The following is an 18,866-nucleotide window of genomic DNA, read 5'->3' as shown; positions in this document are numbered from 1 at the left end:
ACGACAGAAGTTTAGGCGTTTAATTCCCTCTTCAGCCCTAACCTTGAGGATTTTACCGTATAAATATAAATGACGATTTTTCTTTTATAGCGGAGGGAAAGATTTTTAAAGGAACTTAATCAATTAACCCAGCCCCACAAATGAACCAATGACTAATGAACGAGTGACCCAACAACGCAAAAAAGCCACAGACAAACAAGTTTACACCTGCGCATCTATGGCCTTAAATTTCTATTATAAGAATTTTACTTTACCCCAAGTACATCAACACCTTGTTCAAAAACAACATCAACCGGAATATTCTTTTTGGTTAAGCGGTCCAGATCTGTTTGAAGTTCTGCGTGGATAATCGCTTTTTCTTTTTGTGCTTTTTCTACCGCAACTTTATCGCCATTACCTTGAAGCGTAAGAATAAATGCGCTTAAATCGTTCATTGCAGTAGCAAATTTTTCGAAGTTTACTTTGTAAGTACCTTTAGCTGTACGCTCAAAAGCACCTTTTTCCTGGAAATAATTAAAGCACTGCATATTGGCTTTTCCATGCGCCTCAGAAACGCCAAAGCGAACTGAACGTAAAATGCCAGCCATAAACGTGGTATAATAATCCTTTATGTCGCCCTTTAACTCCCCTTTTTTAAGTAAACCGGTTACCATATATAAACCTAATATATCAGCTTTGCCTTCTTCCAGCCAGCTGTACTGCTCTTTTAATGCTGCACGTACAAAACCTTTCCCGGTAATGGTTTTTTTAATGCCTAAACCATGTGCTACTTCGTGAAACATGACGTTTGCAAAAAAAGCATCGAATTTAATGTATTGCTGCTGATCGGCTTCAATTAATTCTTTAGAAATCGGTACCAGGATTTTATCAAATTTCGCTTGCATCGCATTTTTCAACTGCGAGCGGCGTGTACCTTTTTCCTGCTGGATTTTTTCGTCGTTGGGAAGATTAACGGCAATGGTTTTCGATCCGGCATTACAGTCTCCTGCATAATAAACCACATCATAAGCATTTAACTCAGAATCAGTTCCAGGGGTTTCGGTTTTGTATTTTGCTGCCACAGGCAGGTTTTTCTGTAATTCGGGAAGCATTTTTACATACTTGGCCAAACGTTTACTCCACTCTTTATCTTTGATTAAAACATAAGCTTCGTAACTGGTACGGGCATTAAACAGTTTATCCTCGTAATTTTCAATCGGGCCAATAATAATATCCAAACCATTGGTTTTCATATCTAACCAGGCATAATCACTTGCAGTAAAATTATCGGTAACTAAAGCATCGGCCCGTAAGTTTAAATATTTTTTTAAACCTGCATCCTCAGCAATTAATGCGGCTTGTTTTAATAATGAACTTGCTTTTTGTAATTCTGAAGCAAATAATACATGGTAAGGTACAGTTGATAGCTTGCCTGTGCTGTCTTTTTGAACAACAGAATATGCGCCAAATTTATCAGCAAGGTCTGATTTCTCTATTGCTTCTTTTGTAATGCCGTATGGATAAAAGGATGCGCCTTCTGGTTTGGCACCAACACCTTCAACAAAAGGTTTATCGTTATTTAATCTATCCCAGGGACCATAATTGATATTAACAAAATCGCGTGTTTTTTCGTCTTTAATCGTGGCCAGCAAACTATCTCTTTGGGGGTAGGCTTGTTTCCAATAGAGTTGATCCATAATTTCTGCGGCCTGAATTAACAAAGGCAGAATTTTACGGTCATTAACACTTAATTCGTTTATATTGGTGGTTAATTTTACCTTTTCGTAAATGGGCAATCTTTGCGCAACATAATTCGTTAAGCTATCTTTTTGTACCACCACAGCATTTTCATCTTTAGATTTATTGTTGCCGGTACAAGACGATAAGACGCCTGCTGAAATAGCTACTGCCGATAAAAACAGTGTTGATTTGTATAAATTCTTCATATCAAAGTATATGGCTGCTAAATTAGTAAATTTTAAAAGCTTTGTATAAAGTTTGATGCATTGGGTGAAGTTTAACATAACTTTGTAACTTCAACTCGCTAACAATTCATACCATGTTATTTTCCAGGTCATCAAAATCATTATCTATTTCCGCTTTTTCTCTTGTACTTATTTTATCTGCCTGCGGAAGCAGCAAATATGCCGCAACAGAAAAAATCTATAAGGAAAAGGCAAAAGATTTTTCGAAAATAATCAACACCACGCCACCGGTTGGTCAACTTTACGATTCATCAGGAGCAACAAATCAGGAATGGATTGGTTCTGTAAATTTTGGGATACGTAAACCAAATTTTGTGGTGATCCATCATACTGCGCAGGATAGTTTGGCGCAAACGATTAAAACATTTTTCTCCACTAAAGCAGGTACCAGCGCGCATTATGTGATTAGCCGCGATGGTAAAGTAGTGCATATGGTGAATGATTATTTACGGGCAAACCATGCAGGTGTAAGTAAATGGGGAAAAGATACCGATTTAAACTCCTCATCAATTGGTATCGAGCTGGATAATAACGGCTTAACAGATCCATGGCCTGATGCACAGATAAATAGTTTGATAAAGCTATTGGTCACTTTAAAGAAAACCTATGGCATCCCTACGGCAAATTTTATCGGTCATGCCGACATTGCCCCTAAACGTAAAAACGATCCAAAAAATTTTCCCTGGAAAAAACTGGCTGATAAAGGTTTTGGTTATTGGTATGATGATGTGCTGAAAAACCCACCGGTAGATTTTAATACCGAAATGGCCTTAAAATACATTGGTTACGATACCAGTAATCTCCCTGCAGCCATCACGGCGTTTAAAATCCATTTTATCCAGAGTGATATTACACCGACTTTAACGCCTGTTGATATCCTGGTGCTTTATAATGTTTATACGAAGTATTAGCGAGTAGCGTTTGGCGGTTAGCGTAAATAAGTCCGAAAGTTAGAGGGCAGAGGTCCGAAGTTCATGGGGCAAACGAATATACCAACCCTTCCAAAAGCTGGACGGTTGAAGCCCGTTAACCGATTCAAACAATTAATCGGTTGATCACCTAATAAAAAAGCACAGATAAACACTAAAATCCGTGTTTATCTGTGCATATCTCAGGCCAAAGTGGCTAAATCTAATTCGGTTTCTTAAAAGTATCCTTTAAGGTAACTGTGCGGTTAAAAACCAGTTTATCTGCAGTAGAATCTTTATCTAAACAGAAATAACCTTTACGGATAAACTGATAGCGGCTTTCTAAATCGGCCTCTGCCAATGCCGGTTCGATGTAAACGTTAGGTAAAACCGTTAAACTTTCAGGATTTAAGTAATCTTTAAAATCGCCTTCCTCAGCATCTGGTGTTTCAGAAGTAAACAAACGGTCGTACAAACGGATTTCAGCAGTTTTGGCATGCAGGGCGCTTACCCAATGGATCGTCCCTTTAACATTTATACCGCTGGTATCATTCCCGCTTTTCGATTCTGGGATGTAAGTACAACGGATTTCAGTAACGTTTCCGTTTTCATCTTTCACAAAATCTTCGCACTTCACAATGTAGGCAAATTTTAGGCGCACCATTGCACCAGGTGCTAACCGGAACCATTTTTTTGCCGGTACTTCCATAAAGTCTTCACGCTCGATCCAAAGTTCATTGCTGAAAGGAATTACACGTGTACCTCCGCCATCTTCAGCTTCCGGATTGTTTTCGCCGATTAAATCTTCTGTTCCTTTTTCGTAATTTGTAATCACCAGTTTAATCGGATCTAAAACCGCCATTACGCGGTTAGCCGTTTTATTTAAATCTTCGCGGATACAAAATTCTAACAGACTCAGCTCAATTAAATTTTCGCGTTTGGCGATACCGATACGTTCGCAAAACTCGCGAATGCTCTTTGGTGTAAAACCTCTTCTGCGTAAACCGCTGATTGTAGGCATACGTGGGTCATCCCACCCGCTTACTAAATTTTCGTTAACCAGTTGCAATAGCTTGCGTTTACTCATTACCGTGCTGGTCAGGTTTAAACGGGCGAATTCATATTGTTTTGAAGGGAAAATCTCTAATTTTTCGATAAACCAATCGTAAAGTTCGCGGTGCGAAACATATTCCAGAGTACAGATCGAATGGGTGATGTTTTCGATACTATCACTTTGTCCGTGCGCAAAATCGTACATCGGGTAAATGCACCATTTGTTACCTGTACGGTGATGTTCAGCATGTTTAATGCGATAAATAATCGGATCGCGCATTAACATATTTGGACTGGCCATGTCGATTTTTGCCCTCAGAATATATGCGCCATCGGCAAATTCGCCATTTTTCATTTTCGTGAAAATGTCTAAATTTTCTTCGATGCTGCGGCTACGGAATGGGCTGTCCTGTCCTGGTTCTGTTGGCGTGCCTTTTAAAGCTGCAATTTCATCTGCAGAACTTTCATCAACATAAGCCAAACCTTTTTCGATCAGTTTAACGGCAAAACCATACAGCTCATCAAAATAATCTGAGGCGTATAATTCATTTTTCCAGTTAAAACCCAACCATCTGATATCTTCTTGCTGGCTGTTTACGTACTCTGTTTTTTCAGTTACCGGATTGGTATCGTCAAAACGCAGGTTGGTATAGCCGCCGTATTTTTGTGTTAGTCCGAAATTTAAGCATATTGCTTTCGCGTGGCCAATGTGTAAATAACCATTAGGTTCCGGCGGGAAACGCGTAACCAAAGTTTCATACTTACCACTATTTAAGTCGTTCTCAACAATTTCTTCAATAAAGTTCAATGACTTCTCTTCACTCATAAAAACCTGTAAATTAGGAATGCAAATGTAAAAAGATTAGTCTAATTCTACTTGTTTTAGTTAATGATTAATTTGAGAATCAAAATCAATACATTTACGTCAACTTAATATTCAATATGAGCAAAGTATTAAATCGGCCTATACGCGTTTTAGTGGCTAAGGTTGGATTAGATGGTCACGACAGGGGAGCCAAAGTAATCGCAACTTCCTTACGAGATGCCGGCATGGAAGTAATTTATACCGGCCTGCGCCAAACACCCGAAATGGTGGTAAACACAGCGCTTCAAGAGGATGTTGATGCCATTGGGATTTCTATCCTATCGGGCGCACACATGACGGTTTTTCCAAAGATTATTCACTTTATGAAAGAAAAACAGTTAGATGATGTGTTGTTAACCGGCGGAGGGATTATTCCGGAAGCAGATCGGCTAAAACTGGCAGGTATGGGGGTTGGAGAACTATTTCCTCCAGGTACAACCATGGCCAGTATTGTAGAATATATACAGAATTGGGTTACAGAAAACAGAAATTTTTAAGCTATGGCATACCAGAATTTAATCTCAGAAATAAAAGAAAACATTTTATACGTTACCATTAACCGCGAAAAAGCACTGAATGCTTTAAATAAAGATACTTTGGCTGAACTGGCGGATGTAATTGCTTTTGCAGGTAGAACAGATGAAGTAAGAGGTGTTATTTTAACCGGAGCAGGTGAAAAGGCATTTGTTGCAGGGGCCGATATTAAAGAGTTTTCTGATTATAGTGGCAAACAAGGAGAAGAATTGGCAAAACGCGGTCATGAGCTGGTTTTTAATGCCATTGAAAATTCTTCAAAACCATTTATCGCAGCAATTAATGGATTTGCTTTAGGCGGAGGACTGGAGTTGGCAATGGCCTGCCACATACGCATTGCATCAGATAACGCGAAATTAGGTTTGCCGGAAGTTACTTTAGGCTTAATTCCCGGTTATGGTGGCACCCAGCGCCTTACGCAATTGGTTGGAAAGGGTAAAGCCATAGAAATGATTACTACCGCAAATATGATTACCGCTACCGATGCAGAAAAAATAGGCCTGGTAAATGTTGTTGTTCCACAGGCAGACCTCATTGGCAAGGCTGAAGAAATGCTGAATGTGATTAAGCAGCGTGCACCTTTGGCTATTTCAGCAGCAATAAAATCGGTGATTGCATCAATAAATAATACCAATGGTTATGCTACCGAAATTGAAGAATTTGGCAAATGTTTCGAAACCGCCGATTTTAAGGAAGGTGTAACGGCATTTGTGGAAAAGAGAAAAGCAATTTTTACAGGTAAATAATAGATTTGTAGTATTAATTCTATCGTTGTACTAATTAAATGTGTAAAATGTTTTTAAGTTCAATATTTTTTAAGTAATTATGCATAATCTAAAATGCTTAATCTCAATCATTTTGATTCATCCCACTAAATTATTCGGGGTTCTTTTTAGGGCTAAAAATCCTATTAATGAAAAACAAGATACTTATAATTGATGATGAAATAAATATTGGCTTATTACTTTCTAAATTTTTAACGAAAAGTGGTTTTGATGTACTACATACAACCACCGGAAGTACTGCATTAGAAATTCTAAATAAGGAAAAGTTCGACCTGGTTCTCTGCGATTACCGTCTTGATGATACAGATGGTAAAGAAATTTTAAAATATATAAGCGAAAGTCATCCGGCAACAGGCGTTATTATTATTACCGGATATTCGGATGTTAAACTTGCTGTTGAACTCATAAAACTGGGGGCTTATGATTATATTGTTAAGCCATTATATCCTGATGAGATATTAAATACGATTAACAAAGCGCTTGAAGCGCAGCAACTTTTAAAAAAACATAAAAGTACCGGGAACAAAATCGAAGCAACTGATTTTTTTAACCAGCCTCAGTATATTGAAGGTAAGAGTAAAGTTTCATTAAATCTTTTAGCGCAAATTAATGTTGTTGCCCAAACAAATTACAGCATTATTTTAACCGGGAAAAGTGGCACAGGAAAAGAATGTGTGGCCAAGGCTATTCATAGGAATAGTTTACGCAGTGCAGGCAGCTTTGTTGCCATGGATTGTGGTTCTTTAACGAAGGAGCTCGCCGCAAGCGAATTTTTCGGGCATGAAAAAGGATCATTCACTGGTGCGCTTTTTACTAAAATAGGACACTTTGAACAGGCAAATGGCGGAACATTATTTCTTGATGAGGTCAGTAATTTATCATACGAAATTCAGGCTATTTTACTCAGGGCAGTTCAGGAGCGGAAAATAAAGCGGATTGGAAGTACAAAGGAGATTGATCTGGATGTACGGCTTATTGTAGCTACCAATGAAAATTTAGAAGAAGGCATTCAAAAGGGTACATTTAGGGAAGATTTATATCACCGCTTTAATGAATTTTCTATACATGTTCCATCATTGAAACACCGGGGCAATGACATACTCCTATTCGCTGAGCGCTTCCTGTCCATAGCAAACCAGGAACTGAATAAAAAGATTAAAGGCTTTTCTGATGAGGTAAAGAAATGTTTATTGGCCTACCCTTGGCCAGGTAATGTACGTGAGCTGAAGAATGTAATCAGAAGGGTTGCTTTATTAACCGATGGAGATTGCATAGAAGCCCATGTTTTACCCTTAGAGTTCGGAATGATTGATCACCGAAGCACTCAGTATGAAAAAAAAGCCCTTCTTTTGCCTCAAAAATCACATCATGAAAAATCACTTCATTTACGGAATGCAGCTAAAGAGGCCGAATATAATGCTATTTTAGAAGTGCTAAAAGAGGTTAATTTCAATAAAACCAAGGCAGCCAAAATCTTAAACATCGACAGAAAAACACTTTATAATAAAATTAAATTTATTAGGGTCGATAATGGAACTTAAATTTTAAATCAACAAAACAAAAGGGGGCATTTTAACATTTAAAGAATAGCCTTATTATCTAAATATGTCAGTATTCTCTTATAAGCAACGCAATAACATTAACCTCGTCATTATTATTGCACTTGGGGTGTTAATTGCATATTCTTTGCAGAGTATTTTTAGCGCCATTTTAAGCACTTTGGTGCTTTATACCATCATGCGGCCAGCCTATATCCATTTGGCTGAAAATAAGGGGTGGAATAAAAGAGTAACGGCTATTTTTCTGATCACCATCTCTATCATACTCATTGTTATGCCTTTTTATGCATTAAGCAGTATGGTTATCAGTAAAATTTCAGAATTGAGGAACAATGAAGTTTTTTTCAGGAACCTATTGGTTAAACTACAACACCTTATTCCGGTTAAAATTAATCAGGATGTTATTCAGGAAGGATTAAACCGTTTGGGGAATTGGGCTACTCAGCTTTTTCCATCCTTAATATCGAGTGCAGTAAATATTGTATTAAGTTTATTGGTGATGTACTTTTTACTCTACTTTATGTTAATTGAGCGGAAAAAATTCGAATTTTCATTGATTAAATATGCGCCTTTCAGAGAACAGAACGCCCTCCGTTTTGGCGATGAAATGAGGAATACAACTTATGCAAATGTGTTGGGCCAGGGACTGATCTGCCTCGTTCAGGGTTCGCTTTTAAGTCTTTCTTTTTATGTGCTGGGTTATAAAGATCCCGTGTTTTGGGGCGTAATTACAACATTTATTTCCTTTGTGCCTGTTTTGGGGCCACCAGTTGTTTTTGTTCCGGCTGCGATTTTGCAGATTGCGAACGGGAATAATTTTGCTGGCTGGGCCATGCTTATTTTTGGTTTTGTAGTCATCATCAATATTGACAATGTGCTCAGGTTTATCATCGCAAAAAAAGTTGGCAATATTCACCCCATAATTACTGTAATTGGCGTAATTATTGGTATCCCTTTATTTGGAATATTGGGCCTTGTTTTTGGTCCCCTACTATTATCTTATTTTATATTGCTTGTTAAGATTTACGAAACCAGTACGCTTGCATCAGAAAGATTGGAAAGAATTAAAACAAATAATGAGCATACGGAGTTATAAATATAGCTTAACAATAAATAATGTAGTAGTTTTATATTGTACATAATTGTTAAACCCTTAAAATACATTAATTATGAATGATAACTCAAAAGTTGTAGTTGCGCTTTTAGCAGGATTAGCTGCTGGTGCGGCGCTTGGAATTTTGTTCGCACCAGATAAAGGTGATGAAACCCGCGATAAATTAAGCCAATCTCTTAAAGACCTGGGCGACTCTATTAAAGATAAAGCTGCTGATGAAATTAACCATCTTGCCAGCCTTAAAGATAAAGTGGTAAGCTCAATTAAAACAAAATTAAGAAGCGTAGAAGAAGAATATAGTGACGACGTTGAACACGCGTAATAAATAAAATATTGCATAGCCGGGCAATTGCCCGGTTAAATATCATCTGAATTATGCAGGAAAATAAAGATAAAAGTATCGAAGATCTTGTAGACGATGCTAAAGGCTTTTTAGAGGCCAGAGTGGAGTATACGAGGCTTTACCTGGTTGAAAAAGTCTCTAAAGTATTTGCCGATCTGGTAACCAGTACGGCAGTTATTGTTTGTTTTATATTGGCCTTTTTATTTGGCTCGGTAACTTTGGCGCTTTATCTGTCTGATCTTTTAGGTAGCTATGCCGGAGGCTTTGGCTGCGTATCTTTGTTCTATATCCTATTGGCAATAATTGTTTATTTAACTAAGGATAAGTATATCGAAAAGGCCATTATTAATGTAGCCATTAGAAAATACTTTGATAAACTTGCAGATAAGGAGGAAGATGAAAAGGTATAAAGACATCCGAAACCTAGAAGACCTGCAGGCTAGAAAATTAGAACTGAAGGTTGAATATACCCTTAAGCAAAATATGCTTAAATCGGATACGAAAGCTTATTTTAAACAATTTACCTTGGGCGCACTGATAAAAAGGTATGCTACACCAAGTAACCTGTTTAAAGCCGACGAAAAATTAAATATTAGCGGAACCGCCATGTCGTTGCTTTTGCCCATGTTTATGAATAAAACCCTGTTTAGAGGTGCCGGTTTTTTAACCAAAGCAGCTGTAGGTCTGGTTTCAGGAAAAATTGGTAAATCGCTTGACGCAGAACATTTGTCAGCAATTTTTAATTCTGTAAAGAGTTGGTTGGGTAAAAAGAAAGAGAAAAAAGAAAAGAAATTTATTGACTACGGCATTCCGCCTGATAGTGAAACGTATTAGTTCAATGGTTCATTAGCCATTGGTTCATTCGTTAGCAAAGCGCAAAATGACATCATTAAAAAGCCTCAGAATTTTAAATCCTGAGGCTTTTTTTATGCGTTTCGTCATCCTGGTTTTTCAGGTTCTTCTTGAAAAGATGTTGAACCAGGTTTAGTGCGACGCATCTATTTACAAATCTGTCTTAATCTTCAATTCTTTCAATTGTTTCTCGTCAATAGTGCTCGGGCTATCGATCATTACATCTCTGCCTGAGTTGTTTTTAGGGAAAGCAATTACATCACGAATGGAATCTAAACCTGCAAAAATTGAGGTTAAACGATCGAAACCAAAAGCAATACCACCATGTGGAGGTGCACCAAACTCGAAGGCATCCATTAAGAAGCCAAATTGTTTTTGGGCTTCTTCTGCACTGAAACCTAAATGTTTAAACATTAAAGCCTGTAATGCCCGATCGTGAATACGGATCGATCCACCACCAACTTCAGTTCCGTTGATGACCATGTCGTAAGCATTGGCACGTACATTTTTAGGATCGGTATCTAATAAGGCAATATCTTCAGGTTTAGGCGAAGTGAATGGGTGGTGCATGGCATGGTAACGTTCAGTTTCCTCATCCCATTCTAAAAGTGGAAAATCCAATACCCAAAGTGCAGAGAATGTATTTTTATCGCGTAAACCTAAGCGGCTACCCATCTCTAAACGAAGCTCATTTAACTGTTTGCGTACTTTATCGGTAGAGCCGGCTAAAATCAATAATAAATCGCCTTTTTCTGTGCCGAAAGCTTCGCTCCATTGTTTAAGGTCTTCTTCGTTGAAGAACTTATCTACTGATGATTTAATGGTTCCATCTTCATTGTGGCGTGCATAAATCAAACCTGTGGCGCCAATCTGCGGGCGTTTGATGAAATCTGTTAATTCATCTAATTGCTTACGCGTATAACTTGCTGCACCTTTTGCATTGATACCTACTACCAATTCTGCATTGTCGAAAACAGGGAAACCTTTACCTTTTACCAGGTGGTTAAGCTCCACAAACTGCATCGCAAAACGGGTATCAGGTTTGTCAGATCCATATAAACGCATCGCATCTGCATATTGCATACGTGGCACTTCTGGTAAATCGTAGTTGCGTACTTCTTTAAATAAAGTGCGGATCAAACCTTCAAAAGTGTTTAGTATATCTTCTTGTTCGATGAATGACATTTCGCAATCAATCTGGGTAAACTCAGGCTGACGGTCGGCTCTTAAGTCTTCATCTCTAAAACATTTTACAATCTGGAAGTAACGGTCGAATCCTGAAACCATCAACAATTGTTTAAAGGTTTGCGGCGATTGAGGCAAAGCATAAAACTCACCTTCGTTCATGCGGCTAGGCACAACGAAATCTCTTGCACCTTCTGGTGTTGATTTAATTAAAACAGGTGTTTCTACTTCGATAAAATCTAAAGCATCTAAATAGCGGCGAACCGATTGTGCCATTTTATGACGTAAAACCAGGTTATTGCGAACCGGATTACGGCGTAAGTCTAAATAGCGGTATTTCATGCGCAGCTCATCACCACCATCGGTTTCATCATCGATCATGAAAGGCGGTAATTTCGCAGCATTTAAAATCTCTAATGCAGAAATTTTAATCTCCACATCACCTGTAGCCATTTTTGGGTTTTTGTTGCTTCTTTCAACAACGGTACCAATCGCTTTGATTACAAATTCACGACCTAAAGTACGTGCGGTTTCGCAAAGCTCACGATTATCGTCCATGTTAAAAACCAACTGAGTAATACCATAACGATCGCGGATGTCGATAAAAGTCATACCGCCTAAATCTCTTGATTTTTGTACCCAACCACATAGCGTAACACTTTCGCCTAAGTTATTTAGGTTTAATGCACCACAAGTTACTGTTCTTAACATATATATAATCTAAATTGAGCGGCAAAAATACCGATTTTGTTTTAAAGTTAATGCTATAACCAAAGGTTTTTGAATCAGGTATTTTAATTTTAAAAAGTTTGCAAATTGAAAACTTTTGTATATATTTGATTAATGAAAATTTTAGTGAAGAAAACTATTTTGTATTATGTTAAAACTTATCCTTTAGCGGAAATACCATTATTAGTTTGGTTTCATGAATTTAGTAAAATACAGTTCGATAATTTTAATCAACTGAAAAGTGTATACGGAAATGCAAGTATTGTTGCGAACAACAGGGTTGTTTTTAACATTAAAGGCAATGATTTCAGATTGATTGTATCTGTAAATTTTATACAACGAGCGTGTTATGTGATCTGGTTTGGAACACATAAGGAATATGACAAAATTGATGTTGAAACAATTGCTTTCGACACTAAAATTTTAACAGATAATGATTTATAACGATGAATTGGAAAATATTAAAAAGCGAGGCTGACTATAATAAAGCATCAATAAGATTGATGGAGATTTTTCATGCAGCACCTAACACACCTGAAGGTGATGAACTGGAGTTATTACTTGTTTTGGTAAAAGATTTTGACGAAAAAAATTACCAACTACCAGAATTGGATGCTTTAGAAGTAATTAAGTATAAAATGAAAGAAATGGGCGTAAAAGCCAAAGATTTGGAGCCAATTATTGGAAGTAAAGGACATGTGTCAGCAGTGCTATCAGGAAAAAGGGATATCACTTTAAAAATGGCACAAAAGCTTAAAAATTATTTTAGCATTCCATCCGATGTATTTTTACATTCAGCCTAACTAAAATTTTCTTTGCCCATTATTATAGAATTCAGGCTTTTGATTTTAATCTGCTTAAAGTTTCCTGCGAGATATTTAAATAAGAGGCAACCATTTTGTTTGGCATGCGCATAACCACACTTGGGTTTTGGGCAAGCAGCTGGCGGTAACGCTCGGTGGCATCGAGCGTAATAAACGACATTAAGCGATTGGTATTGGTTACGTAGGCATACTCCAAATAATGGCGGTAAAGTTTCTCCCACTGCGGAATGATTTTAAGCAAGTGATAAAAATCTTTTTGCGAAATGTAATACAGCTCGGTATCTTCAATAGCCTGAACGAATTCTTTCGAAGTTTCGTTCGTAATAAAACTGACCAAAGCGGTGGCAAACTGCTTTTCGAAAGCAAAATGCCGGGTAGCTTCAGTGCCTCCTTCAGTTAGAAAAAAAATCCGCAAGCAGCCTTTGTCAACAAAATAAATGCGCTGGCTCGTTTCGCCAGGGCTGATCATGATTTCGTTCTTTTTTACCTGCATCATCTTGAAAAAAGACAATACCTGTTCCAGATCCTCATCGCTGATGGTAATTTTTTCTCTTATATAACTTGAAAGCTGTTTGTGCATTTAATTCAGGTTAACTACATTAACAATGTTTAGGTTTTCGAGGTAATCTTTTCAGCCAGTTTCCGTGCATTGGGGATGATGAGAAAAGCCGCAAGATAAGCTACCGGAAGCATAATGCTCCAGGCTTGTAGAAATTTGATAAACCAATCTTCGCCAAAACCGTAGTTACGCATTAACCCTACAAATGCCATAATTAATGTCATAGGGATAACGACGAAAAGTGTATTGATGTATTTGAAATGTTCTTTCTTCATTTTTTGATCTGTTTTTTATAATGATGCAAAGGTGCAGTCATTAAAAATCTTAAACTTTGATGTAGGTCAAAAAAAATGAGGAAGCTAATTATTAAAGAGACTTTTTTGCATCCAATATTCTTCTTTTAAAAATTATGAGAATAGCGATAAGGATTACAGAAATAATAAAGTAAACTTTCATATTTCTGATACTCTCGCAAAGATTATCTCCAGAAGCTACAGAAATACAGTCGCTAGCGTTGTCTGTTTCATATTTCTGGCTTACCATTGTATTAAGTATTCCAAAAGGGAATAAGAAGAAGCCGATTATTGCCATTATTAGAATGATGTAATACGATGTTCTTTTTAATATCATGTTATTTGAAGTTGATGCCTGTCATCTAAGCAGCTTTCGGCGTAATCAATAATCTCTTTTTCTGCCAAATTCTTTAATTCATCGTTAATAGGTTTATAATTTAGATTAGGCGGGATATCAATTACGAAATAACCATCGCTAAACTTTTCGATTTCTGCCCCTAAAGCTTCAATCATGGTAATGATTTCATTAGTAGAACTTGCTTTGTTCATTAACACCACCTGAATAGTAGAATGGCCAGAATAAACAACGGTTTCGCGATAGGTCAACATACCTTCATTTTCATCATATTCTGCAAATACAAGGTCGTTGTAGGCAAAGGGTGCATAAAAAGGAATGTTCTCTAGCTTATAATGGCCTTTTTCCTGATCTACAGTTTCGCACCATAGGGTTTCTATAGTCCATTCTTCCAAGGCATCGCTATGAAAAGCAAAGAGGACTTTTACTAGTTTATCTTCAGTCATTAGTATTTCTCCTCCAGCACGATTTCAATAGCGATTACCTTCCATTGGCCATTAATATTTTTCCAGTGGTAAATTTCTTCGGTTTGGATGGTTTGTTTTTTCGAAAAGATAAGCAGATTCGGTTTTAAAAGAACCGATTTTCGGGCAATTTTTTCAGTGAAAATATCATCTTCCATGGATGATTTAATCCTGTAATAACTCGTATGGATTTCTTTAAGGTTACCAAAGTATTTTTTTAAATCAATGGTGTAATCACGCTTATTTAAAGCTGTTCCTTCTGCTGGCGTAAAGCTTAAACGGTCATCAAACATAGCAGTATAGGCGGTTAGATCTTTACTTTCTAAAGCCTGATTTGCTTTTTGGTGTAGCTCGTTTATTGCTGAAATGATTAAATCGGTATCCATGGCATGAAGTTAAAGGTTTGTATCAGGGTTTTCAAATTTATGATGTTCCGGTAGCTGATTTTCCACAAATTTCAAAAATCCAAAGCACCAGTTTGTCATTAATGATCAAATGCCTTTCGTATTTCTAATGTTTAAAGGCTTTTATTTTTTTGTAATGAAAGATCAGCTTTTCATCGCTGCTTTAGCCCTGCCATTCGCTTTATCCCGATAAAACCTGTGAAACAAGCAAGCACACGATAAAAAACAAAACAGACAGTGCTTAAATCGGGATGTTCGCTCCTGTCGCCCGCCTGCAACGGGCAGGGGTTTAGTTAACAGCCATTTGTTTTCCAGGCACCGACCTCAGTTAAATAAACCTGATTGTCGGGAAGAGCTTCCGATCCTCTACCGATAAATCGGCACTACATTAGCATCGGAACTCGTACCAAAAAGCAGGGCTGCAATGGCCAAAAGCACAAAACCAACCATTTCCTAATGATCTTAAATATTTTTTCTTTTTTAGGAAATGAAAGATCAGCCTTTCATAGGCACTGCAGCCCCGCCATTCGCTTTATCCCGATAGAAGAATCGGGATGCCCGCTCCTGTCGCCCGCCTATAACGGGCAGGGGTTTATTTAACAGCGGTTTGTTTTCCAGGCACCGGCCTCAGTTAATAAACCTGATTGTCGGGAAGAGCTTCCGATCCTCTACCGATAAATCGGCACTAAATTAGCATCGGAACTCGTACCAAAAAGCAGGACTGAAATAGCCAAAAGCGCAGAACCAACCATTTCCTAATGATCTTAATATTTTTTCTTTTTAGGAAATGAAAGATCAGCCTTTCATAGGTGCTTTAGCCCCGCCATTCGCTTTATCCCGATAGAAGAATCGGGATGCCCGCTCCTGTCGCCCGCCTATAACGGGCAGGGGTTTATTTAACAGCGGTTTGTTTTCCAGGCACCGGCCTCAGTTAATAAACCTGATTGTCGGGAAGAGCTTCCGATCCTCTACCGATAAATCGGCACTAAATTAGCATCGGAACTCGTACCAAAAAGCAGGACTGAAATAGCCAAAAGCGCAGAACCAACCATTTCCTAATGATCTTAATATTTTTTCTTTTTAGGAAATGAAAGATCAGCCTTTCATAGGTGCTTTAGCCCCGCCATTCGCTTTATCCCGATAGAAAAAATCGGGATGCCCGCTCCTGTCTGGTTTATTTAACAACGGTTTGTTTTCGAGGCACCGGCCTCAGTTAATAAACCTGATTGTCGGGAAGAGCTTCCGATCCTCTACCGATAAATCGGCACTACATTAGCATCGGAACTCGTACCAAAAAGCAGGACTGCAACGGCCAAAGGCACAGAACCAACCATTTCCTAATGATCTTAATATTTTTTCTTTTTAGGAAATAAAAGTAGTGTACGGTACATAACAGCATGCCTGATCTTATTCTTAAAACTGCGTTAATATATTTTTAAACTTTTTTTCTACCTTGATGCAACGTTTTAAAATCCCTTATGTCTTATAATCAGAATATTCGAAATTTTGGAAGCCGTATACATCGATAAAAACCTGGAACTCGTAAAAAAATGCATGCAGGGCAGCCGCGCAGCACAGTTTGAATTGTACAAGCTGTATGCAAAGGCCATGTATAATGTGGCACTGCGCATTTTAAATTATGAGGAAGAGGCAGAAGATGTTTTACAGGAAGCATTTTTGGATGCGTTTACCAGAATTGTAGATTTTAGGCAGGAAACCACTTTCGGACTTTGGTTAAAGCAGATCGTGATCAACAAATCCATCAATTATTTACGTAAACGTAAGATGGAATTTGTAAGTACCGATGAAATATCGGAAGTGCCGGATGAAGATAGTTTTGATGACCATGAAGTGCAGTTACAGGCTGAAGAAATAAGAACAGCCATAACCCAATTGCCAGATGGCTACAGGGTGGTACTGAGTTTGTACCTGTTAGAAGGTTACGACCATGAAGAGATTGCACACATTTTAAAAATTAGTGAAAATACCAGCCGCACACAGTATATGAGGGCTAAAAAGAAGTTAAAAAGTATTTTAGAACAGAAAGGGATGAGAGATGAATAATAGATTAGAAACCTTTGTAAAGGAGAACCGTAAAGCTTTCGACGTAATGGAGCCATCGGCAGGACTTTGGGCAAAGATTGAACAGGAGTTAGACAATAAAAAGAAAAAAAAACCGGTAAAACTGTATTTATGGATGAGTGCAGCAGCAGCTATTGTGATAGTTTTCGGTTTAACCTGGTTATACGTAGGAAAATTACAAAACAAAGATTTAGAAATAGCCGACGTTAGCGCTTCATACGCCAAAAAAGACGTTCATTTCGCTGGTTTAATTACCGAAAAAAGGGATAGTCTGGCCATTTTCGCCTCTGCGAATCCAGAGCTGTATAAAAAATTTACCGCTGATTTGAAAAAACTGGACGAAGATTATGAAAGATTAAAGACGGAATTACCAAGCTCGCCCAACCAAACTTTTGTGGTAAAGGCTATGGTTAAAAACCGTGAAATACAATTGCAGTTATTAAAACAACAATTATTGATTATTAACCAGGTTGACGATTATAAAAGGGTTAACCAAATTTAAGCAAAACCGAGATAAAACAATAACAAGATTCGTCTTGATACCTGATTAAACATACTGGATACCAATCAGGAGACGCTCACCACATCGAAAGCTTATGGCTAGCCGGCAGGTTTTAAGTGTATAGGTGTTTAACAATTAACAACATGAAAACAATAAAAATATTTTTAGCCTTTATGGCTTTAATTGCCGTAAAAACTAATGCGCAAGAAGGGGTCGTAAACAGCCCGTCAGAGAAAGTAGTTATAGAAAATGTAGAGAAATCGTCAACAATGGCGATGGTTAACACTTCAAAGTATAAACAAACAGGCAGTGATGCCGAACGATCCAAATCTTTTAGCAAGAGTTTTAATGTAGATAATAACGATAAGGTTAATTTAAACAACCAATTCGGATCTATCGTAATTAAAACCTGGGATAAAAAAGAAGTACGTGTTGACGTAGATATTAAAGCTTATAGCAACTCAGACAGCGATGTACAGAAACTGATTGATGGCGTAAGTATTGATGCTGCTAAAAATGGTGATGTGGTTTCTTTCAAAACCAATATGGGCGACAGAAACGGACGGTATGGCCGCGGGATGAAAAATGGTGTAACCACCTGGCGCAGGGAAGTAAAGGTAAGCTATGTGGTGTATATGCCTGCAGTAAACCCTTTAACGGTTTCACAAGAATATGGCAATGTAGAATTGGGTAATTTTTCTGGTCCAACTTCTTTAAAGGTAGAATATGGCAATTTGGTTGCCGGTAATTTAAGCAACGTGAATAACTACATCAATGTTCAATATGGCAAATGCGATATCCAGGATCTGAATGCTGCTGTAGTAAAACATGAATATAATGGGCCTGTAACCATTGGTTCGGTAGGTACTTTACAGCTTAATGCCGAATATGTGGCCGTAAACATCAATACCATCAGAAGATCAGCCGATATTAAAGTAGAGTATGGCAAAGGTTTAACCATTGGTACTATTGGTGGCAACTTGCTTTTAAATGCCGAATATGCCAAAGTAAACATCAATACGGTTAAAGGTAATACAGTGGTTAAACAAGCTTATGGCGATTTAAATATTGCATCTGCAGGTAAAATTGCCGTTAATGCCGAATATTCGAATGTTACTTTAGGCTTGCTGAATGGCGATGCAAACATCAACATGGATTATAACCGTTTAAATGTGAGCGAAATTACCCCTGCTTGTAAAAACTTCACCTTCGGAGGCGAATATGTAAGCATCGGCTTGGGCTTTGCAGACCGGTACAATGCCAATTTCAACGTTTCTACATCGTATGCAGGCTTTAAATACGGTTCAAACGTAACATCGAGCCTGGTTAGTAAAGACGATGAAACTAAAAAATATACTGGCAAGATTGGTAGCGGTGGTGCTGCAAACGTATCTATTAAAACCGAATACGGCTCAGTTACCTTTAAATAAGATTTTCTAAACCAAACAAACAATGAAGTCCTGCCAAATTGGTAGGACTTTTTTTATATTTT

The 18,866-nt window shown here is 37.8% G+C and carries 20 protein-coding genes; 13 read left to right on the top strand and 7 right to left on the bottom strand.

Features of this window, described 5'->3' with window-relative positions; genetic code table 11:
- Window positions 1–245 precede the first annotated feature (245 nt).
- Window positions 246–1,925, bottom strand: a complete 1,680-nt coding sequence (locus AC04QZ_RS09405) for a dipeptidyl-peptidase 3 family protein (RefSeq protein WP_478357554.1) — start codon at window positions 1,923–1,925, stop codon at window positions 246–248.
- Window positions 1,926–2,038: 113 nt separating this feature from the next.
- Here AC04QZ_RS09405 and AC04QZ_RS09400 point away from each other — a divergent pair, with 113 nt between their 5' ends.
- Window positions 2,039–2,875 (top strand): N-acetylmuramoyl-L-alanine amidase, encoded by an 837-nt coding sequence (locus AC04QZ_RS09400; protein ID WP_478357553.1) that lies wholly within the window; start codon window positions 2,039–2,041, stop codon window positions 2,873–2,875.
- A 220-nt stretch (window positions 2,876–3,095) separates the two neighbouring features.
- Here AC04QZ_RS09400 and AC04QZ_RS09395 read toward each other — a convergent pair whose 3' ends face one another.
- Window positions 3,096–4,751: a glutamine--tRNA ligase/YqeY domain fusion protein gene (locus tag AC04QZ_RS09395; protein WP_478357552.1), complete on the bottom strand. Its 1,656-nt coding sequence runs from the start codon at window positions 4,749–4,751 to the stop codon at window positions 3,096–3,098.
- A 116-nt stretch (window positions 4,752–4,867) separates the two neighbouring features.
- Between AC04QZ_RS09395 and AC04QZ_RS09390 the strand changes: the two genes are divergently transcribed.
- The 7 genes from AC04QZ_RS09390 to AC04QZ_RS09360 all read left to right on the top strand — a co-directional run bounded on the left by AC04QZ_RS09390 (window position 4,868) and on the right by AC04QZ_RS09360 (window position 9,959).
- Window positions 4,868–5,287, top strand: coding sequence for a cobalamin B12-binding domain-containing protein (locus AC04QZ_RS09390; protein WP_086548263.1), 420 nt, complete (start codon window positions 4,868–4,870; stop codon window positions 5,285–5,287).
- A 3-nt stretch (window positions 5,288–5,290) separates the two neighbouring features.
- The gene (locus AC04QZ_RS09385) at window positions 5,291–6,070 is read left to right on the top strand and encodes an enoyl-CoA hydratase/isomerase family protein (protein ID WP_086548262.1); all 780 of its coding nucleotides are present in this window, start codon (window positions 5,291–5,293) and stop codon (window positions 6,068–6,070) included.
- Window positions 6,071–6,237: 167 nt separating this feature from the next.
- A complete protein-coding gene (locus tag AC04QZ_RS09380; RefSeq protein ID WP_478357551.1) occupies window positions 6,238–7,650 on the top strand; it encodes a sigma-54-dependent transcriptional regulator in 1,413 nt (470 codons plus the stop codon).
- A 64-nt stretch (window positions 7,651–7,714) separates the two neighbouring features.
- A complete protein-coding gene (locus tag AC04QZ_RS09375) occupies window positions 7,715–8,764 on the top strand; it encodes an AI-2E family transporter (RefSeq protein ID WP_086548260.1) in 1,050 nt (349 codons plus the stop codon).
- A 73-nt stretch (window positions 8,765–8,837) separates the two neighbouring features.
- Window positions 8,838–9,104, top strand: coding sequence for a YtxH domain-containing protein (locus AC04QZ_RS09370; protein WP_057930800.1), 267 nt, complete (start codon window positions 8,838–8,840; stop codon window positions 9,102–9,104).
- Window positions 9,105–9,157: 53 nt separating this feature from the next.
- Window positions 9,158–9,535 carry a phage holin family protein gene (locus tag AC04QZ_RS09365; protein WP_086548259.1) on the top strand — a complete coding sequence of 126 codons (378 nt, stop codon included), beginning with the start codon at window positions 9,158–9,160 and terminating at the stop codon, window positions 9,533–9,535.
- The gene (locus AC04QZ_RS09360) at window positions 9,522–9,959 is read left to right on the top strand and encodes a hypothetical protein (RefSeq protein WP_086548258.1); all 438 of its coding nucleotides are present in this window, start codon (window positions 9,522–9,524) and stop codon (window positions 9,957–9,959) included. The genes AC04QZ_RS09365 and AC04QZ_RS09360 overlap by 14 nt, the downstream gene beginning before the upstream one ends.
- A gap of 168 nt (window positions 9,960–10,127) precedes the next feature.
- Here AC04QZ_RS09360 and aspS read toward each other — a convergent pair whose 3' ends face one another.
- On the bottom strand, window positions 10,128–11,873 hold the full coding sequence (gene aspS, locus AC04QZ_RS09355; protein ID WP_086548257.1) for an aspartate--tRNA ligase: 1,746 nt from the start codon (window positions 11,871–11,873) through the stop codon (window positions 10,128–10,130).
- A 144-nt stretch (window positions 11,874–12,017) separates the two neighbouring features.
- On the opposite strand from aspS, the gene AC04QZ_RS09350 reads away from it, so the two are divergent.
- Window positions 12,018–12,335 (top strand): type II toxin-antitoxin system HigB family toxin, encoded by a 318-nt coding sequence (locus AC04QZ_RS09350; protein WP_478357550.1) that lies wholly within the window; start codon window positions 12,018–12,020, stop codon window positions 12,333–12,335.
- Between the two features lie 2 nt (window positions 12,336–12,337).
- The gene (locus AC04QZ_RS09345; RefSeq protein WP_478357549.1) at window positions 12,338–12,694 is read left to right on the top strand and encodes a helix-turn-helix domain-containing protein; all 357 of its coding nucleotides are present in this window, start codon (window positions 12,338–12,340) and stop codon (window positions 12,692–12,694) included.
- Between the two features lie 31 nt (window positions 12,695–12,725).
- Here AC04QZ_RS09345 and AC04QZ_RS09340 read toward each other — a convergent pair whose 3' ends face one another.
- The 4 genes from AC04QZ_RS09340 to AC04QZ_RS09325 form a co-directional block, all read right to left on the bottom strand.
- On the bottom strand, window positions 12,726–13,295 hold the full coding sequence (locus AC04QZ_RS09340; protein ID WP_478357548.1) for a Crp/Fnr family transcriptional regulator: 570 nt from the start codon (window positions 13,293–13,295) through the stop codon (window positions 12,726–12,728).
- A gap of 29 nt (window positions 13,296–13,324) precedes the next feature.
- The gene (locus tag AC04QZ_RS09335) at window positions 13,325–13,549 is read right to left on the bottom strand and encodes a DUF2798 domain-containing protein (protein ID WP_478357547.1); all 225 of its coding nucleotides are present in this window, start codon (window positions 13,547–13,549) and stop codon (window positions 13,325–13,327) included.
- A 351-nt stretch (window positions 13,550–13,900) separates the two neighbouring features.
- Entirely contained in the window at window positions 13,901–14,368 is a 468-nt protein-coding gene (locus AC04QZ_RS09330) for a DUF4265 domain-containing protein (RefSeq protein ID WP_478357546.1), read from the bottom strand.
- On the bottom strand, window positions 14,368–14,772 hold the full coding sequence (locus AC04QZ_RS09325; RefSeq protein ID WP_478357545.1) for a hypothetical protein: 405 nt from the start codon (window positions 14,770–14,772) through the stop codon (window positions 14,368–14,370). The genes AC04QZ_RS09330 and AC04QZ_RS09325 overlap by 1 nt, the downstream gene beginning before the upstream one ends.
- A 1,524-nt stretch (window positions 14,773–16,296) precedes the next feature.
- Between AC04QZ_RS09325 and AC04QZ_RS09320 the strand changes: the two genes are divergently transcribed.
- The 3 genes from AC04QZ_RS09320 (at window position 16,297) to AC04QZ_RS09310 (ending at window position 18,804) form a co-directional block, all read left to right on the top strand.
- Window positions 16,297–16,854 (top strand): RNA polymerase sigma factor, encoded by a 558-nt coding sequence (locus AC04QZ_RS09320; RefSeq protein WP_478357544.1) that lies wholly within the window; start codon window positions 16,297–16,299, stop codon window positions 16,852–16,854.
- Window positions 16,847–17,374 (top strand): hypothetical protein, encoded by a 528-nt coding sequence (locus AC04QZ_RS09315; RefSeq protein WP_478357543.1) that lies wholly within the window; start codon window positions 16,847–16,849, stop codon window positions 17,372–17,374. The genes AC04QZ_RS09320 and AC04QZ_RS09315 overlap by 8 nt, the downstream gene beginning before the upstream one ends.
- A 143-nt stretch (window positions 17,375–17,517) precedes the next feature.
- Window positions 17,518–18,804 (top strand): hypothetical protein, encoded by a 1,287-nt coding sequence (locus tag AC04QZ_RS09310; RefSeq protein ID WP_478357542.1) that lies wholly within the window; start codon window positions 17,518–17,520, stop codon window positions 18,802–18,804.
- Window positions 18,805–18,866 lie beyond the last annotated feature (62 nt).

The organism is Pedobacter folensis, from assembly GCF_056490665.1.
Note: the sequence above shows the minus strand (reverse complement) of the source record. Positions and strands in the feature narration are given on the sequence as shown.

Excerpts from the sequence above, each read along its gene's own strand:
- AC04QZ_RS09325 (WP_478357545.1), bottom strand. The coding sequence starts at position 14,772 with ATGGATACCGATTTAATCATTTCAGCAATAAACGAGCTACACCAAAAA.
- AC04QZ_RS09360 (WP_086548258.1), top strand. The coding sequence starts at position 9,522 with ATGAAAAGGTATAAAGACATCCGAAACCTAGAAGACCTGCAGGCTAGA.
- AC04QZ_RS09375 (WP_086548260.1), top strand. The coding sequence starts at position 7,715 with ATGTCAGTATTCTCTTATAAGCAACGCAATAACATTAACCTCGTCATT.
- AC04QZ_RS09370 (WP_057930800.1), top strand. The coding sequence starts at position 8,838 with ATGAATGATAACTCAAAAGTTGTAGTTGCGCTTTTAGCAGGATTAGCT.
- AC04QZ_RS09380 (WP_478357551.1), top strand. The coding sequence starts at position 6,238 with ATGAAAAACAAGATACTTATAATTGATGATGAAATAAATATTGGCTTA.
- AC04QZ_RS09395 (WP_478357552.1), bottom strand. The coding sequence starts at position 4,751 with ATGAGTGAAGAGAAGTCATTGAACTTTATTGAAGAAATTGTTGAGAAC.
- AC04QZ_RS09345 (WP_478357549.1), top strand. The coding sequence starts at position 12,338 with ATGAATTGGAAAATATTAAAAAGCGAGGCTGACTATAATAAAGCATCA.
- AC04QZ_RS09400 (WP_478357553.1), top strand. The coding sequence starts at position 2,039 with ATGTTATTTTCCAGGTCATCAAAATCATTATCTATTTCCGCTTTTTCT.
- AC04QZ_RS09405 (WP_478357554.1), bottom strand. The coding sequence starts at position 1,925 with ATGAAGAATTTATACAAATCAACACTGTTTTTATCGGCAGTAGCTATT.
- AC04QZ_RS09330 (WP_478357546.1), bottom strand. The coding sequence starts at position 14,368 with ATGACTGAAGATAAACTAGTAAAAGTCCTCTTTGCTTTTCATAGCGAT.
- AC04QZ_RS09340 (WP_478357548.1), bottom strand. The coding sequence starts at position 13,295 with ATGCACAAACAGCTTTCAAGTTATATAAGAGAAAAAATTACCATCAGC.
- AC04QZ_RS09310 (WP_478357542.1), top strand. The coding sequence starts at position 17,518 with ATGAAAACAATAAAAATATTTTTAGCCTTTATGGCTTTAATTGCCGTA.
- AC04QZ_RS09365 (WP_086548259.1), top strand. The coding sequence starts at position 9,158 with ATGCAGGAAAATAAAGATAAAAGTATCGAAGATCTTGTAGACGATGCT.
- AC04QZ_RS09335 (WP_478357547.1), bottom strand. The coding sequence starts at position 13,549 with ATGAAGAAAGAACATTTCAAATACATCAATACACTTTTCGTCGTTATC.
- AC04QZ_RS09385 (WP_086548262.1), top strand. The coding sequence starts at position 5,291 with ATGGCATACCAGAATTTAATCTCAGAAATAAAAGAAAACATTTTATAC.
- AC04QZ_RS09315 (WP_478357543.1), top strand. The coding sequence starts at position 16,847 with ATGAATAATAGATTAGAAACCTTTGTAAAGGAGAACCGTAAAGCTTTC.
- aspS (WP_086548257.1), bottom strand. The coding sequence starts at position 11,873 with ATGTTAAGAACAGTAACTTGTGGTGCATTAAACCTAAATAACTTAGGC.
- AC04QZ_RS09390 (WP_086548263.1), top strand. The coding sequence starts at position 4,868 with ATGAGCAAAGTATTAAATCGGCCTATACGCGTTTTAGTGGCTAAGGTT.